Source organism: Streptomyces sp. NPDC048288, assembly GCF_043201555.1.
In the GTDB taxonomy this organism is placed as follows: Bacteria; Actinomycetota; Actinomycetes; order Streptomycetales; family Streptomycetaceae; genus Streptomyces.
In genome coordinates this window covers 392,533-408,881 of sequence record NZ_JBICZD010000011.1, presented here as the reverse complement: position 1 = coordinate 408,881, position 16,349 = coordinate 392,533, and the positions used below count along the sequence as shown (strand labels likewise).

General features: G+C 72.7%; 11 protein-coding genes. 2 read left to right on the top strand and 9 right to left on the bottom strand.

Annotated elements, in window-relative coordinates:
- Nucleotides 1-375 precede the first annotated feature (375 nt).
- Entirely contained in the window at nt 376-1,869 is a 1,494-nt protein-coding gene (locus ACGFZS_RS36075) for a glycosyltransferase family 39 protein (protein ID WP_393798616.1), read from the top strand.
- 81 nt (nt 1,870-1,950) lie between these two features.
- On the opposite strand, the gene ACGFZS_RS36070 is transcribed toward ACGFZS_RS36075, so the two are convergent.
- A complete protein-coding gene (locus ACGFZS_RS36070) occupies nt 1,951-2,466 on the bottom strand; it encodes a MarR family winged helix-turn-helix transcriptional regulator (RefSeq protein WP_393798615.1) in 516 nt (171 codons plus the stop codon).
- 133 nt (nt 2,467-2,599) lie between these two features.
- Between ACGFZS_RS36070 and ACGFZS_RS36065 the strand changes: the two genes are divergently transcribed.
- The gene (locus tag ACGFZS_RS36065; protein WP_359221015.1) at nt 2,600-3,016 is read left to right on the top strand and encodes an organic hydroperoxide resistance protein; all 417 of its coding nucleotides are present in this window, start codon (nt 2,600-2,602) and stop codon (nt 3,014-3,016) included.
- Here ACGFZS_RS36065 and ACGFZS_RS36060 read toward each other — a convergent pair.
- From ACGFZS_RS36060 to ACGFZS_RS36025, 8 genes are all read right to left on the bottom strand, one after another.
- Complete coding sequence (locus ACGFZS_RS36060; protein ID WP_393798614.1) at nt 3,003-4,511, bottom strand: hypothetical protein; 1,509 nt, start codon at nt 4,509-4,511, stop codon at nt 3,003-3,005. The genes ACGFZS_RS36065 and ACGFZS_RS36060 overlap by 14 nt on opposite strands.
- Before the next feature lie 105 nt (nt 4,512-4,616).
- Nucleotides 4,617-5,900 carry a hypothetical protein gene (locus tag ACGFZS_RS36055; RefSeq protein WP_393798613.1) on the bottom strand — a complete coding sequence of 428 codons (1,284 nt, stop codon included), beginning with the start codon at nt 5,898-5,900 and terminating at the stop codon, nt 4,617-4,619.
- 8 nt (nt 5,901-5,908) lie between these two features.
- Entirely contained in the window at nt 5,909-8,098 is a 2,190-nt protein-coding gene (locus ACGFZS_RS36050; RefSeq protein ID WP_393798612.1) for a CDP-glycerol glycerophosphotransferase family protein, read from the bottom strand.
- Between the two features lie 2 nt (nt 8,099-8,100).
- Nucleotides 8,101-10,293 (bottom strand): CDP-glycerol glycerophosphotransferase family protein, encoded by a 2,193-nt coding sequence (locus tag ACGFZS_RS36045; protein WP_393798611.1) that lies wholly within the window; start codon nt 10,291-10,293, stop codon nt 8,101-8,103.
- 124 nt (nt 10,294-10,417) lie between these two features.
- A complete protein-coding gene (locus ACGFZS_RS36040; RefSeq protein WP_393798610.1) occupies nt 10,418-12,676 on the bottom strand; it encodes a CDP-glycerol glycerophosphotransferase family protein in 2,259 nt (752 codons plus the stop codon).
- A 114-nt stretch (nt 12,677-12,790) separates the two neighbouring features.
- Nucleotides 12,791-13,630 (bottom strand): carbohydrate ABC transporter permease, encoded by an 840-nt coding sequence (locus ACGFZS_RS36035; RefSeq protein ID WP_393533946.1) that lies wholly within the window; start codon nt 13,628-13,630, stop codon nt 12,791-12,793.
- Nucleotides 13,627-14,958: a carbohydrate ABC transporter permease gene (locus ACGFZS_RS36030; RefSeq protein WP_393798609.1), complete on the bottom strand. Its 1,332-nt coding sequence runs from the start codon at nt 14,956-14,958 to the stop codon at nt 13,627-13,629. The genes ACGFZS_RS36035 and ACGFZS_RS36030 overlap by 4 nt, the downstream gene beginning before the upstream one ends.
- A 7-nt stretch (nt 14,959-14,965) precedes the next feature.
- Nucleotides 14,966-16,345: an ABC transporter substrate-binding protein gene (locus ACGFZS_RS36025; protein ID WP_393798608.1), complete on the bottom strand. Its 1,380-nt coding sequence runs from the start codon at nt 16,343-16,345 to the stop codon at nt 14,966-14,968.
- Nucleotides 16,346-16,349: the final 4 nt, after the last annotated feature.

The window sequence follows — 16,349 nt, the reverse complement described above, 5'->3', positions numbered from 1 at the left end:
AGCGCGCGCGTGGCGATCCAGAAGGCGGTGAGGCAGAGGAGAGCGGGGAGCCGGACGGGCCGTGGGAGACCCGGGAGTCGAACAGCCGAGGCGAACGGGGCGCGGGGGAGCGGGAAGTACGAGCGGCGATTCATCAACCGTGAGCGTAAGCCGCGCGGATGGTGTATCCATGCCGATACGCCGTCAATACCCGGCAAAGGTTGGCTAATCGCAAAAGATCGGGCCGTGGTGAGTATCGGGCCTCTCGTAAAAGCACATCCGCGGACCTCGCGAACGACGGACACCGGACGGCCGACTCCATCGAGTCGGCCGAACCCGTTGGGCGGATCACCGCGCGGGCGCCCCGGCCCCGGCCGCGGCCGCCGCGGAGCGGCCGTGGCCGCTCCGGCCGCGGTGATGCTCGCGGTCGGACTCTGGGGGCTGCACCGCGGCGGGATGTGGCGCGACGAGGCCGTCACCTACCAGGTCGCCCGGCGCACGGTGCCGCAGATCTGGCGGCTGCTGCACGAGGTCGACGCCGTGCACGGCCTCTACTACCTGCTGATGCACATCGTCCTCGGCGCCGCCCCCGGCCGCCCGGGCGAGGTCGACCTCCGGCTGCCCTCGGTGTGCGCGGCCGCCGTCACCGCGGGCCTGGTGGCCGCCCTCGGCACCCGCCTGGCCCGGCCGCGCGTCGGCCTGTGGGCCGGGCTGATGTACGCGCTCACCCCGCTGGTCGGCCACTACGCGCAGGAGGGCCGCTCGTACGCCCTGGTCGCCGCGGGCGCGACCGGCGCGACGCTGCTCCTCGTACGGGCGGCGGAACGGGACGGGCGGCGGGCCTGGTGCTGGTACGGCGCCGTCCTCGGACTGACCTGCTGGCTGCACGAGTTCGCCGTCCTGCTGCTGCTCGCGCACGCGGGAACTCTGGCGCTGGCCCGTTCGTCGGGAAGGGTGTGGCGGGGCTGGGGCTGCGCGGCCGGGGGCGTGGCGCTGTCGCTGCTGCCGATGGTCGTCGTCTCGCACAGGCAGTCGGCCCAGGTCGCGTGGTTGCGGGAGCCGGACGTGGAGACCGCGCAGGAACTGCTGCGCCAGTACCTCGGACCGACCGACGGGGTGTACTGGGCGTGCCTGGCGCTGGGGCTGCTCGGGCTGACCCGGCTGGTGGGCCGGCGCGGTGAGCTGACCCTCGCGGCGGTCGCGCTGCCGCTCGCGGTGCTGCCGCCGGTGGTGCTGATGCTGGCCTCGCAGCTCACACCGCTGTACGTCGACCGGTATGTGCTGTACGCGCTCGCCGGTGCGCCCCTGCTGGTGGCGCTGGGCGCGGACCGGGTGGCCGGGCTCCTGGGCCGGTTCTGGACGCACGGCACGGCGACGGTGTCCCGGTCGCCCGCGTTCACCCTGGCCGGGGTGCTGGCACTCGTCCTCGCCTTCACCCACCAGCTTCCGCTGCTGCGACACGACCGGATCGCGGGCACCCGGCCCGACGACCTCGGCGCGGTCGCGGAGGCGGCGGCGCGGGCGCTGCGGCCGGGCGACCCGGTGCTGTACCTGCCGGCGCACGCGCGCGGGACGCAGCTCGCCTATCCGGCCGACTTCGGAACCACGTGGGACGTCGCCCTGGCCGAGCCGGGGCCGGATTCGGGGACGTTGTACGGGCACGAGGTGGGGGCCGGGACGCTGCGGCGGCGGTTGGCCGGGGTGGATCAGGTGTGGGCGGTGGTGGAGAAGTACGCGCTGGTGAGCGGGTATCGGCCGCGGTTGTCGACGGAGCGGGCGAAAGTGGCCGTGCTGAACCAGCAGTTCGTGTTGCGGGAGGAGATCGTGGTGGATCGGGTCGCGCTGCGGTTGTATGTGCGGCCGATTCGGGGGGAGGAAGGTCGGGTGTGACGTGCGGGCCGGTGGGGGCTGGTCGCGCCCACGCGGCGGTAGCCGCACATCGATACGGCCCCGCGCCCCTGGCGGGGCGCTTCAGTGCGGGGCGCTTGAGCGTGTGCCCTCCTCCGCTGCCGCCGCGTCCAGCGTCCCCGTCAGTTGGTCCAGGCGGGCCTTCAGATCGCGGATCTCGTCGACGTCGAAGCCCGTCGCCGACACGATCCGGCGCGGTACCTCCAGTGCCCGCTCGCGCAGCGCGGCGCCCGCCTCCGTGAGCCGTATCTCCACCGAGCGCTCGTCGCGGGCGCTGCGCTCCCGGTGGACCAGGCCCGCTGTCTCCAGGCGCTTGAGCAGCGGGGAGAGGGTGCCGGAGTCCAGCCGCAGGTGTTCGCCGAGCTTCTTGACCGGCAGGTCGCCCTGCTCCCACAGCACCAGCATCACCAGGTACTGGGGATAGGTGAGCCCGAGGTCCTTGAGGATCACGCGGTAGACGCCGTTGAACGCGCGGGACGCGGCGTGCAGGGAGAAGCAGATCTGGCGGTCCAGACGGAGCCACTCCGACTCGGGGGCGGACGCGGGGGTGGGGGCTGGGGTCGGGGTCGTCGCGGTCATGGCTCAATCGTAGCTCTTGCGAGCCATTCAGTTGTGCACAACTTAGTTGTGTGCTCTACTTGTGGTCGTGAGGGCGGCCGGACCAGGGCCGCCGGACCACCGAACCAGCGAATTTCGAGAGGGATGGTCTTCCATGGACGCGCTCTACACCGCAGCCGCCACCGCCACCGGCCGGGAGGGACGGGCGGTCAGCTCGGACGGGCAGCTGGACCTCGCGCTGGCGTTCCCGCCGGCGCTCGGCGGCAACGGCCAGGGCACCAACCCCGAGCAGCTCTTCGCCGCCGGTTACGCCGCCTGTTTCGCCAGCGCCCTGGGCGCCATCGGCCGCCAGGCCAAGGTCGACACCGGCGAGATCTCCGTGACCGCCGAGGTCGGTATCGGCAAGGACGAGTCCGACGGCGGCTTCGCGCTCAAGGTCACCCTGCGCGTCGAGCTTCCCGAGGAGCTCGCCAACGAGACCGGCGAGAAGCTGGTCCACCAGGCCCACGAGTTCTGCCCCTACTCCAAGGCCACCAAGGGCAACATCCCGGTCGAGCTCATCGTCGAGTAGTCGGCCGAGCGGACACCGGTACCTCCCTCGTACGGGTGAGCCGCGCGAGCACCTCCCCGGTACGCCGGCTCCAGTCCACGACCACCGCCCCCGCGGGCAGCCGCTCCTGCCGCGTCAGCAGCAGCCAGCGCACCCGGGGGCGGTGGTCGTGGCCGTCGTCCAGTTCGATGCCGTACCCGGGGAGCAGCCGGACGGCGTGGTAGGCGTCCGTGCGCACCGGTTCGCCGGGCCCGATGTGCCGGGCCGCCCAGTCGTACGACGGCCAGCGCGGCGGCTGGACGAAGCCGACCGGGTCCACCGAACGCGGCACGACCGCCCCGGCCTGCGCGGCCAGGAAGCCCAGGCAGGCCCCGCCGGCCGCGGCCCAGCCGAGCGCCCGCCGCCACCCCGGCCAGGGGCGTTCCGCCGCCAGCTCCACCGCGAGCGCGCACTGCGGCGCCAGCAGCGCCGGCCCGAGCAGCTCGCCCAGGCCGTGTCGGCCGTATCCCGCGAGCAGAGACTCCAGCGCGAACAGCAGTACGAGCGGATCGCGCCAAGCCGCAAGCCACGCAGCCCGCCGTCGCACCGCCCGCTCCCTCGCCGCCCGCCCCCGGATCCCCCGCCCGGCCGCCCGCCGCGCCCGCAGCCACAGCGCCGGCACCCCGATCAGCGCCAGCCACCACTGGGGGATCGCCCCCTCATACGACCCGTACGACCCGTACGCCCCGTAAGCCCGCGCCAGCACACCCGCATGCATCCCCAGGACGACCACCCCGGCCGCCACCCCGCCCAGCACCCCCCACCGCCACCGCACCGCGCCCCGCCACCCCCGCTGCCACCCCGCCGCGAAGGCCACCGCCCCGGCCCCCGCGCCGACGCCGGTGACCGGGTCGATCAGCGCGACCGTCCCGTACAGCGCCCCGAGCACCGCGTATCCGGAGAGGCTGCGCAGCCCGCTCGGGCCGACGTAGCGCACCCGGCGCAGGTCGCGGGAGCGGGCGCCGGTCAGGGCCCAGGCCCAGAACGTGAGGCCGAGGGCGAGCGCGGACGGATAGCCGAGGCTCCCGGTCAGCGGCAGCAGAGCCAGCGAGCCGGCGCCGGGGGCCGGTTCCGTACCGCACAGCACGGCCAGGAAGGCGAGGGCCAGCACCGGTGCCCAGGGGCGCGGGGTGAGCACCCGAACCAGGCGGCCCAGGCCCGTCAGCAGCACCAGCAGATGGACCGGGCCGCAGACACGCAGCAGCTGCCACCCCGTCAGTCCGGTCAGCCGGGCGAGCGCGCCCTGGGCGAGCACGTACGGCGACACCGCGGCGTCCGTGAGACCGGCCCGCAGCCGTTCCACCGCCGCCGCGTGCTGACCGGCCTCGCAGCACGGCGGCACCCGCCAGTACGCCAGCGTCATCAGCAGCCAGAACAGCAGGCCGAAGACCTGGTACGGGGTGAGTCTGCGGACCCGGCCGCCCCGCAGGGCGGTGGAGCCGCCGGTGGCGCGCCGGACCAGGGCGCCGGTGCTCACCGGAGGGAACGGACAGGTCGGACCATTTGCCGAGTCTTCCCGCCCGCCCCGCAGGCTTTGCCGACCTTCACCTGATTGGGTGACGCCGGTCATCGGGTGAAGCGGTCATCGGGTGATGCCGACGGCCCGGGGAGCGCCCTGCGCCGGCACCGCCGCCCCGCGCCGCACCAGCGGTTCGAGCAGCAGCGGTACCCCCACCACCGGCAGCAGCCAGGCCAGCACGATCAGCCGGTCGCCGCCGATGGTGATGTCGGGATGGGCGGCCTGGGTGAGGATCCCGGTGCCCGCCGCCGCCAGCAGGAAGACCCCGAAGGCCGGCCGCCGCCGCGCACCCCGCGCCCCGGCCGCCAGTGCGACGAGGAACAGCGGCACGGTCAGCTGCCGGCGCAGCCACTCCACCCAGAAGTCCCACTCCAGATGGAGGAACTCCCGCCACGGGTGGACCCGGTCCGGATGGGTGTAGTGGCTGGTCAGCAGGTCCTGCACGCTCTCCGCCTCGGAGGGGTAGCGCAGCAGCCGTACCAGCAGCAGCGTGCCCGCGACCGCCGCGCAGCCCGCCGCCGCGATCGCCGTCACCCCGCGCCCGGGCGGCCGGCCGTGCCGGCGCCGCCACAGCGCGACCGCCGCACCGGCCCCGGCCAGGCACACCCCGAGGAACAGCGCCTGCGAGTGCTTCACCGCGAACAGGGCGAGCAGGGCGCCCGCCACCAGTGCCGTGCCCGCCCGGATCCGCCCGGTGAGGGCCAGCGCGCACCCCCACAGGGCGGTCAGGGTCAGCGCCAGCAGCAGGCCCTCGGTCATCGGCCGCATCGCGGTCGTGCCGACCGGCAGGACGAAGTACAGGGCCTGCCCGGTCAGCGCGAGCGGCACCGGCACCGACACCGTCCGCAGGACCCGGAAGACCAGCACCCCGCCCGCCACCGTGACCAGCACACTCGCCAGCCACACCCCCCAGGTCACCCCGAGCACGGTGACGAACGGCAGCAGGAACACCGGATAGCCGGGGCGCACCTCGAAGATGGCCCGCAGCCGGGGGCCGACGAAGGGCACGATGTGCCCGTCCGTCCGCCCGGCGTCCAGCCGCCGGTCCACGCGCCGCAGTTCACTGTCCCAGCAGTCCGCGAACACCCGTCCCGCCGGGCTCGGCGCATGGAAGCGCACCACGTCCACGCGCTGCGCGCGGGCCGCCGCCGACGCCTCGCCGGCGCACACCCAGTCGACCGTCTCGGCAGCCGCCCGCCGTTCGCCCGCCCCGCCCAGGGCCAGCGCGTACGACACGTAGTTCTTGGAGTCGGGCGTGTCCCGGCCGGTCACGTCGGCGAGCTGGCACAGCGCGAACACGGCCGCCAGCAGCAAAACCCAGGCGCGCGGCCCCAAGTACGGCCTCATGCGCGGCCTCATGTCGACGCCGGCAGGCGGTGGCCCGAGGCCGGTTCCGGCAGCCGTACGCCACTGATGGGCATCGGCTCGCCGAGCAGCAGCGTCCGGACGACCCGTTCGGCGGCCCGTCCGTCGTCGAACTCGCAGAACCGGGACCGGAAGTCGGCCCGCAGTCGCGCGGACTCCTCGTCCCGCCAGCCGCCCGAGGCGAACAGCCACGCCAACTCCCGGTAGGAGTGGGACACATGGCCCGGTGCCTCGGCGGTGACATCGAGATAGGCGCCCCGGCTGGCGGTGAAGGTGGCCCAGTCGTCGGCGTGCACCACGATCGGGCGGTCCAGGGTGGCGTAGTCGAACATGAGGGACGAGTAGTCGGTGACCAGGACGTCCGCGGCCAGCATGACCTCCGCCGCGTGCGGTTCGGCGGTCGCGTCGACCACGATCCCGCGCCGGTGCAGCTCGGCCAGGCCCAGTCCGCGCGCGGGACCGGTCACCAGGGACGGATGCAGCCGGACCACGAGGGTGCGGCCCGCGCCGAGGTCGGCCGCGAACCGGGTCAGGTCGATCCGGTCGACGTGCCCGCCCCGGATGTAGTCGCGGCGGGTCGGGGCGTACAGCACGACCGTGTGGTCGGCGGGGATGCCGTGCCGGTCCCGGAAGTCCGACCGGCCGCCTCTGACCAGCACGTCGTTGCGCGGGCTGCCGGTGCGGGCCGAGGCGAAGTGGCAGGGGTAGGCCCGCTCCCAGACCAGCTCCGAGTGGCGGTTGGCGACCAGGCTGTGGTCCCAGCGGTCGGCCCGGCGCAGCATCTGCGGCACGTCGAGGCCGAGCCGGGCGCCGGGCTTGCCCAGCAGGTCGGCGCCCAGGTACTTCAGCGGGGTGCCCCGGTGGGTGTGGACGTGCACACTGCCGGGGCGTTTGACCAGCGCGCCCGGCCAGTTGACGTCGTTGACGAAGAACTTCGCCCGGGCGGTGAGCCGGCGGTAGTCCGGGGAGTCCAGCAGTACGTGCTCCACGTCCGCCGGCAGCCCCGCCGCCACCTCCGCGTCCTTCACCACCCACACCCCGCGCAGATGCGGGGCGATCTCCCGGGCCGTGCGGTACACGGCCGCCGGGTCGCCCAGCAGGCCCCGGTGCGAGGACGCCGAGTACAGGACCAGGTCCTCGTCCAGGGCGCGCAGGCCGCGCAGTCCGGTGAGCGCGCGCCGGGCCGGAGCCCCCGCCGTCCGCCGTACCCGCTGCGCCTGCCGGCCGCCCTCCCGGCCGAGCCGCCCGGCCCGCTGCCGCAGCAGGTACGCCGGGTACGTGCCGCCCAGCACCCCCAGGTCGGTTCCCTCGGGCCGCAGCGCCCGGTACAGCTCCGCCGTTCGCCGGAAGAACTCGGCCTTGGCGGCGGGCGGCAGCCGGTCCGGCTTGGCGAGGATGTCCAGGCAGTGCTCGCCCATCTTCCGGTGCAGATAGGGCCGCCAGTGGTCCAGTTCGGGGCGGGAGTCGAGGAAGGCGAAGACCCGTCGGTACTGGTCGAGGACGTCGAAGTGCTTGCGGCTGGTGGTGGAGAGGATGTTGCCCTGGCGGCGCTGGCGGTAGTTCAGGCAGATCCGGTCGAGGGTGGCGATGCGGGCGGCGCTGAGCAGGACCGGGAAGGTCCAGGGGGTGTCCTCGTAGTAGCCCGGCGGGAAGCGGAAGCCGTTCTCCTCGACGAAGTCCCGCCGGTAGACCTTGTTCCACACCACCATCAACAGGTCGAGGATCGCGGGGTGTCCGGCCGCCGTGAAGACCTCCGAGGTCGCGCCGAGGACCTCCGCGAGCGCGTTGCGGCGCGTGCCGCCCCACCAGTAGGTGCGGGCGTAGTCGAAGACCAGCACGTCCGGGTCGCCGGTCTCCGCCAGCCGGTCGGCGATCGCGCCCAGCGCGCCCGGCGTGAGGGTGTCGTCGCTGTCGAGGAAGAAGACGAAGTCCCCGGTGGCGTAGGGCAGTCCGGCGTTGCGGGCGCGGCCGAGGCCGACGTTCTCCGGCAGGTGCAGGACCTGCACCCGAGGGTCGCGGGCCGCGTACTCGTCGAGGATCGCGCCGCAGCCGTCCGGGGAGCGGTCGTCGACGGCGATCACCTCGATGTCGTGGAAGGACTGCTCCAGGACCGAGTCGAGGCACTCGCGCAGGAAGCCCTGCACCTGGAAACAGGGGACGATCAGACTGAGTCGGGGCACGGTCAGCTCCTGACGAGGGTCGCGGCCGGGGCGGGCAGGCGTTCGGCGAGCGGGATCACCGCCGGGACCGTCTCCGGCGGCCGGCCCAGGAACACCCGCCGTACCACCCGCTCGGCGGCCAGCCCGTCGTCGAACTGGCAGAAGCGGGTGCGGAACTCGGCCCGCAGCCGCTTGGACTCCGGGCCCGCCCAGGAGCCGTCGCGGAAGATCCGGGCCAGTTCCTCCGGGGTGCGGGCGACCGGGCCCGGCGGCTCGGCCATCAGGTCGAAGCAGACGCCCCGGGTCTGCCGGTAGACCTCCCAGTCGTCGGCGTACACGACGATCGGCCGGTCCAGGTTGGCGTAGTCGAACATGATGGAGGAGTAGTCGGTGATCAGCGCGTCCGCCGCGAGGCACACCTCCTCGGCCGAGCGGTGCGCGGTGACGTCGATGACCCGGCCGCCGCCCGCCCGCCGCCCCCGGTCGTAGAAGTAGTGCGCGCGCAGCAGGACGACGACGTTCTCGCCGGCCGCCGCGCAGAACGCCTCCAGGTCCAGGCCCGGTTCGAAGCCGGTGTGGTGGTCGCGGTGGGTGGGGGCGTACAGGACGGCTGTCTTCCCGTCCGGGACGCCCAGCGCGCGCCGGACGCGGACCACGTCGTGGGCGGTGGCCGTGTAGTAGACGTCGTTGCGCGGATAGCCGTACTCCAGCGTCCGGTACGAGCCGGGGAAGGCGCGCTCCCAGGTCTGGGTGGAGTGGCGGTTGGCGGAGAGGTTGAAGTCCCAGCGGTCGACCCGGCCGAGCAGCTTGCCGAAGCTGCCGGTCTGCGCGGCGACCACCGGGTACGTGGACTGGTCGACGCCCATCCGTTTCAGCGGGGTGCCGTGCTGCGTCTGCAGGTGCACGCTGCCCGGCCGCTTGACGACCCCCTCGGCGAAGTTGGCGTTGTTCACCAGGTACTTGGCGCGGGCCAGCACCTGCCAGTAGCGGCGGCTGCCGATCACCGCGTACTCGACGTCCTCGGGCACGGTGTGTTCCTGGCCGGCCTCGACCAGGAACACGGAGCGGATGTGCGGGGCGAGCACGCGGGCCACGGCGTGGATCGCGGCCGGGTTGCAGACATAGCCGCGCCCCCAGTACGCGCAGTACACGGCGAGGTTGGCATCCAGCGGGCGGCGCAGGTCGAGGGCGTAGCGCAGCCGGGTGAGCGGCAGCCGCGGGCGGGGCAGCCGCTCGGCCGCCCGGGCCGCCGCCCGGTTGGCGCCGCGCAGCGCCCGGAACGCCGTGTACGCGCCCGCCGCGAGGAGCCGGTGCTGGATCCCGAGGCTCCCGGCGGGCATCCGGAACCCGGCCGGCCGGTGCCTGCGGTGCAGCCGACCCGCCCGCCGGAAGAAGGCGCGGTGCCCGGACGGCAGCCGGTCCGGCCGCGCGGCCGTCTTCAGCACCACCCCGAAGAGCTGCTCGAACAGCGGCCGCGCCCGCTCGCCGGGCAGCGCGGCGGCCCGCTCCAGCACCAGCTCCACCTGGTCGAGGAGGTCCCGCTGGTGCGGCCCCGGCAGATTCAGCCGGCTGCCCTGCCGGCGCGGCCGGTGCCGTACGACGACCGAGCGCAGCACCGCGAGACGGGAGGCGGCGATGCCGGTCAGCCCGCCCCAGCCGAGGTCCGTGAAGTGGCCGTCGGGGAAGAGCAGCCGCTGGTCCGTGAGGAACGCCCGGCGGTAGGCCGCGCTCCACGCCGGCAGCGCCACGCCGGTCAGCGCCGGCGCCCGGTCCGGGGCGAATCCGCCCGGCGGGGTGACCGCCAGCAGCGGCGCCGCCGGGTTGGTCGGCTCGCCCTCCCACCAGGGCGTCCGCTCGTGCTCGAAGTACAGGACGTCCACGTCGCCGGTCTCGGCGAGCCGTGCGTCGAGCGCCGCCAGGGCACCCGGGACCAGCGTGTCGTCGCCGTCGAGGAAGAGCAGATACGTGCCGTTCGCCGCCCGCAGTCCCGTGTTGCGGGCCCCGCTCAGCCCGGCGGACGGCGGTGAGTGCACCGGGGCCACCCGGGAGTCGCGCTCGGCGTAACCGGCGGCGACCGAGGCGGCCGGGGCGTCGGGCGCGTCGCAGACCGGGATCAGCTCCAGGTCGCCGAAGGACTGGGCGAGGACCGAGTCCAGTGCCTGGGACAGCCGGCCGGCGACCCCGTGGGACGGGACGATGATGCTGAAGCGGGGCATGCTGCTCTTTCTCAGGTGTCCATGCGGCCCGGCCTCCCCGCGGGTCGCCAGGTGGACGGCCGGGACGGAGTGGGCCGCGAGGTGTTGGGGGGCATGAGGAGACTCCCTGGAAGGCAAACGGTGTTCAGCGGCCCTCGGTGACGGGCAGATGGCCGGAAGGTTGCGGAACGGTGGCCAGCGGGGAGTGTGCGAGCCCGGAGGCGGCCGAGGGGACGGGGTGGCGTTCGGCGAGCGGGATGAACTCCGGCAGCCCGGCCGTCTCGCCGAGCACCACATGCCGTACGACCCGTTCGGCGGCGCGTCCGTCGTCGTACCGGCAGAACCGCTCGCGGAAGGCGGCCCGCAGCTGGGCCGAGCGGGAGCCGCGCCAGTGGCCGCTGGCGAAGATGTCGATCAGCTCGTCCTCGGTGCGGGCGACCGCGCCGGGCGGGCCGGAGCGCAGGTCGAAGTAGGTGCCGCGGGCCGCGTGGTAGGCGTCCCAGTCCTCGGTGTGCACGACGATCGGCCGGTCCAGGTTGGCGTAGTCGAACATGAGGGAGGAGTAGTCGGTGATCAGCGCGTCGGAGGCCAGGCAGAGGGACTCCACGCCGGGGTGGCCGCTGACGTCGATCACCCGGCCCCCGGACCCGAGGGGGCCGCCGTGCCAGTAGTGGGCGCGGGCCAGGACCACGAAGCGCGGGCCGAGCCGGCGTGTGATCCGGTCCAGGTCGAGGGCGGGGCGCTGGGTGCGCCGGTAGTCGCGGTGGGTGGGCGCGTAGAGGAGGGCGACGGCGCCCTCGGGGACGCCCAGCGACTCCCGGATCCGGGCCACGTCGGCCGAGGTGGCCCGCTGGAAGACGTCGTTGCGGGGATAGCCGTATTCGAGGGTGGTGTAACGGCCGGGGTAGACCCGCTCCCAGGTCAGGGTGGTGTGGCGGTTGGCGGAGAGCAGGTAGTCCCACTTGTCGACGCCCCGCAGGAGTTCCTCGAAGTCCAGGTCGGCGGCGGCCGCCGGGTGTTCCTGGAGGTCAAGGCCCATGTGCTTGAGCGGGGTGCCGTGCTGGGTCTGCACGAACACCTGGCCGGGGCGCTTCTTCAGCCGGCGGTCGAAGTTGACGTTGTTCACCAGGTACTTGGAGCGGGCCAGCGCCGTCCAGTAGGCGAAGCTGCCCGGGCGCAGCCGGCGCGGGCCCGGCGGGACCGTGTGCTGGTGCTCGGGGCGGGCGATCCAGGCGGTGCGGATGTGCGGGGCGTGGCTGCGGAACGCGGCCTCCAGCGCGCCCGGGTTGCAGCCGTGGCCGCGGTTCCAGTAGGCGGCGAACACCGCGCGGTCGGCGCGCAGCGGAAGGCGCAGCTGGACCCGGTAGTGCAGTTGGAGGAGGGCCGAGCGCAGGCCGCGGAGGGACTTGACGCCCGCCTTGACCGCGCGGCGGCGGACGGACATCGCCAGCTGGAGGGCGCGGTAGGTGCGGTGCAGACCGTGGTGGACGAGGGCGTGGCGGATGCGGGTGCGGAAGGGGACCGGGGCGCCCTTGGTCCGGTGGCGGCGGCAGTGGGCGCGGGCCGTGCGCAGGAACTCGGCGCGGGCGCCCTTCGGGAGCCGGTCCCGGCGGGTGAACACCGTCGAGAAGTGGTCGATCATGCGGCGGAACAACACCGGCCGCCAGAGCGCGAGTTCGGGCCGCTCGTCGAGGAACGCGAAGACCCGGTCGTACTGTTCGAAGATGTCGAAGTGCCGGCGGCTGGTCGTGCCGAGGATGCTGCCCCGCCGCTGCCGGTAGTGGACGCACACCCGGTCGAGGGTGGCGATCGTCCCGGCGGTCATCAGGACCGGGTAGGTCCAGGGGGTGTCCTCGTAGTAGCCGGGCGGGAAGCGGAAGCCGTGCTTCTCGACGAACTCCCGCCGGTACGCCTTGTTCCAGGCCACCATCAGCACCCGGAGCAGACCCGGCCGGTCCTCCAGCCGGAAGGGCGCCGGACCCTGCTCGGCCAGCTGCGACGCGAGCTTGTTGCGCTCCGCGCGGCCGGTCCAGAACGTCCGCGCGTAGTCGTACACGAGGACGTCCGGCTCGCCGGTCTCCTTGATCCGGTCGGCGATCGCCCGCAACGCGTCGGGGGTCAGGGTGTCGTCGCCGTCCAGGAAGAGCAGGTAGTCGCCGCGCGCCTGCGCGGTCCCGGCGTTGCGGGCGCCGCCCAGGCCCTGGTTCTCCGGCAGGTGCACGGGCCGCACGCGCGCGTCGCGGGCCGCGTACTCGTCGATGATCGTGCCGCAGGCGTCCGGCGAGCGGTCGTCCACGGCGATCAGTTCGAGATCGGGGTACGACTGCGAGAGCACCGAGTCCAGGCACTCGGGCAGATACGCCTGGACCTGGTACGCGGGGACGATGACACTGAACCTGGGCAAGGGGCATCCATGGGTCGGTCGGCGCGGGCGTTCTGCCCGGGAACGGCCAATGGAGTGATTCGGTTACGGTTCGTTACGTCATGTGAGTGACTCCATGTGAGTAGCTCCGGAGAGTTATTTGACCGCGCCCGCCATCACCCCGGTCACGAACTGCCGCTGGAACGCGAAGAACACGGCCAGCGGGATCACCATCGAGATGAAGGCGCCGGGGGCCAGGACGTCCACGTTGTTGCCGAACTGGCGGACCTGGGTCTGCAGCGCGACCGTGATCGGCTGCGTCCCGGACTTGGTGAACACCAGCGCGACCAGCATGTCGTTCCACACCCACAGGAACTGGAAGATGCCCAGGCTGGCGATCGCCGGTCCGCCGAGGGGCATCACGACCCGTGCGAACAGCCGCAGTTCGCCGGCGCCGTCCAGCCGGGCCGCCTCCAGCAGCTCGCGCGGGATCTCCGCGAAGAAGTTCCGCAGCAGGAACACCGCGAACGGCAGCCCGAAGCCGACATGGAACAGGACCACCCCGAGGATCGTCCCGAACAGGCCGATCCTGCCGAAGAGTTCCGCGATCGGGATCAGCGCCACCTGCACGGGCACCACCAGCAGACTGACCACGATCAGGAACCACCAGTCCCGGCCCGGGAACTCCATCCACGCGAACGCGTATCCGGCCAGCGCCCCGATGACCACCACCAGGATCGTCGCCGGGACGGTGATCAGGACGGTGTTCCAGAGGGAGCTGGTGATGTCGGGGTTTTCGAGGAGCTTCTGGTAGCTGTCGAACGTGAGTTGGGACGGCTTGCTGAAGACGGTCCACCAGCCGCTCGCGCTCATGTCCTCCGGGGAGCGCAGGGAGGAGGCGAGCAGACCGATCGTCGGGACCAGCCAGAACAGGGCGACGACGATGAGGAAGACCCGGACCAGACCGCTGTTGAGCTTCTCCAGCACCCAGCTCATCGCCGCTCCTCCCGCCGCAGCCTGCGCACGTTGAACCACATCACCGGGATCACCAGGAGGAGCAGGAACACCGCGATGGCGCTGGCGATGCCCGGCTGGCCCTCCGAGAAGCCCTTGCGGTACAGCTCCAGGGCGAGCACGTTCGCGTCGTCCTGCGAGGAGCCCGGCGCGATGATGTACACGAGGTCGAAGACCTTCAGCACATTGATCATCAGGGTGACGGTGACGACCGCGAGGACCGGTGCCAGCAGCGGCACGGTGACCTTGCGGAACACCTGCCACTCGGTGGCCCCGTCGACGCGCGCCGCCTCCAGGAGCTCGCGGGGGACACCCGCCAGCCCGGCCGCGATCAGCACCATCGCGAAGCCCGCCCACATCCAGATGTACGACCCGATGACGGCGGGCGTGACGAGGGAGGGGCCGAGCCAGTCGACCCCGTTGTAGGGCTGCTTGAAGTTGCTCGCCGGGAGCCTGAGCTGGGCCCCGTCGGCGGCGGCCGGGAGCGTGAAGGTGCCGTCGCCCGCCGCCTTCGCCGTGGCCACCACCTTGCCGTCCTTGACCGCCTCGACGCGCATACCGGAGTAGCCGAGCTCGGACGGGTCGGGGGCGCCGAGTCTCCCGACGCCCTTGCCGCGGGTGAAGTCCTGCCAGGCGGTTCCGGTGATCTTCCCGGGCTCGGCCCGCGCCGCCACGGCCTTCTTGGCGCCGTCGGGCATCTGGTCGGGGGCGACTCCGACGAGCGGGAGGGCGACGGTCCGGCCGGTGTGGACGGTGGCCGTGGTGATGAAGCCGCCGCCGTCCGCCTTCAGGGGCGACTCGCGGCCCGGGTGGGCGTTCGGGAACGCCGAGGACTGGGCGAAGGTGTCGTGGACGCCGACCCAGACCGCGTTGGCGACGCCCTTGTCCGGGTCCTGGTCGTAGACCAGCCGGAAGATGATGCCGGCGGCCAGCATCGAGATCGCCATCGGCATGAAGACGACCAGCTTGAACGCCGTTCCCCAGCGCACCCGTTCGGTCAGCACCGCGAAGATCAGGCCGAGGGCGGTGGAGACCGTCGGCGCGAACACCACCCAGATGACGTTGTTCTTCAGGGCGGTGCGGATCCCGTCGTCCGTGAAGATCGCCTTGTAGTTGTCGAAGCCGGCGAAACCGTCGCCGCTCGCGTTGTAGAAACTGCGGATCAGCGAGTACCCGATCGGGTAGACCACGAGCGCGCCGAGCAGCACCAGGGCGGGGAGGAGAAAGAGAGCCGCCACGGTTCTGCGGGTGCCGGTCACGCTCCTGCGGCGGCCCGGTGGAGCGGGGGCCGTCGTCGTGGGTGCGGCCATCGCCGGGTCAGCTTCCGCTGCCGTAGGCGGCCGCCGCGTCCTTCTCCAGCTTCGCCTGGGTGCCCGCCACGTCCTTCGGGTTCTGCAGGAAGTCCTGGAGGTCCTTCCACTCGCCCTTGCCCGGGGTGCCGCCGAACGCCTGCGGGGCCTGGTCGGACATGTCGAAGCGGAAGTCGTCGCCGGACGCGATCAGGGACTTGGCGATCGTGCGCTGCACCTCGTTCGGGTACGCCGAGTTCGGCACGTTCTTGTTCGGCGAGAGATAGCCGCCGAGCTTCGCCTGGATCGTCGCCGCGTCCGGGGAGGCCAGGAACTTCGCCAGCGCCTGGGCGCCCTTGGAGTCCTTGAAGATCACCGCCGCGTCACCGCCGGAGACCACCGGCGCCGTCGAGCCCACCGTCGGGAACGGGAACACCTTGGCGTCCGTGCCCACCTTCGCCTTGGTCTCACCGATGTTGACCTGCACGAAGTCGCCCTCGTAGACCATCGCCGCCTTCGGCTGGTCGCCGCCGGTGAAGGTCTGGGTGACCGAGGCCGGGAACTCCGTCTGCAGCGCGCCGGACGCGCCGCCCGCGAGGTACCCCTTCTTGCCCCAGACCTGGGCGAGCGTGGTCAGCGCCTGCTTGACGCTCGGGTCCGTCCACTTGATCTTGTGCTGGGCGAGCTGGTCGTACTTCTCCGGGCCCGCCTGGGAGAGGTACACGTTCTCGAACCAGTCGGTCAGCGTCCAGCCGTCCGCGCCGCCCACCGAGAACGGGGTGACACCCGAGTCGTACACCGCCTGCGCCGTCGTCAGCAGGTCCTGCCAGGTCTTGGGCTCCTGGGCGCCCGCGTTCTCGAAGACCTTGGCGTTGTACCAGATCAGCGACTTGTTGGCGGCCTTGTAGTAGACGCCGTACTGCTTGCCGCCGACCTTGCCGATGTCCTGCCAGCCCTGCGAGTAGTTCTTCTGCACTTCCGTGAGCGTGTCGGCGCTCAGCGGCTTCGCCCAGCCCTTCTGCACGGCCTGCTTGATCGCGCCCGGCTGCGGCAGCAGCGCGAGGTCCGGCGGCTGGCCGCCCGCGATCTTCGAGCCGAGGAAGTTGATGATCGGGTCCTGCGCGGGCACGAAGGTGACCTTCGCACCGGTGCGCTTCTCGAACTCCGCGAGCACCTGCTTGAAGTTCTTCTGCTCCTGCCCGGTCCACACGGCGGCCACCTCAAGGGTGGTGCCGTCGAGTTTCGGGAGGGCGAGGGTGGCACCAGGGGTACTGGCGCTGCTCGTCGCGCCGTTGTCGTCCTTCTTGTCGTTGCTTCCGCACGCACTGAGCGCGAGGGCTCCCGCGAGAAGCGCGGCGAGTGTGGTGACGGCCCTGCCTGTCCGGATGGTGCTGCTGTTACCGCGCATCACT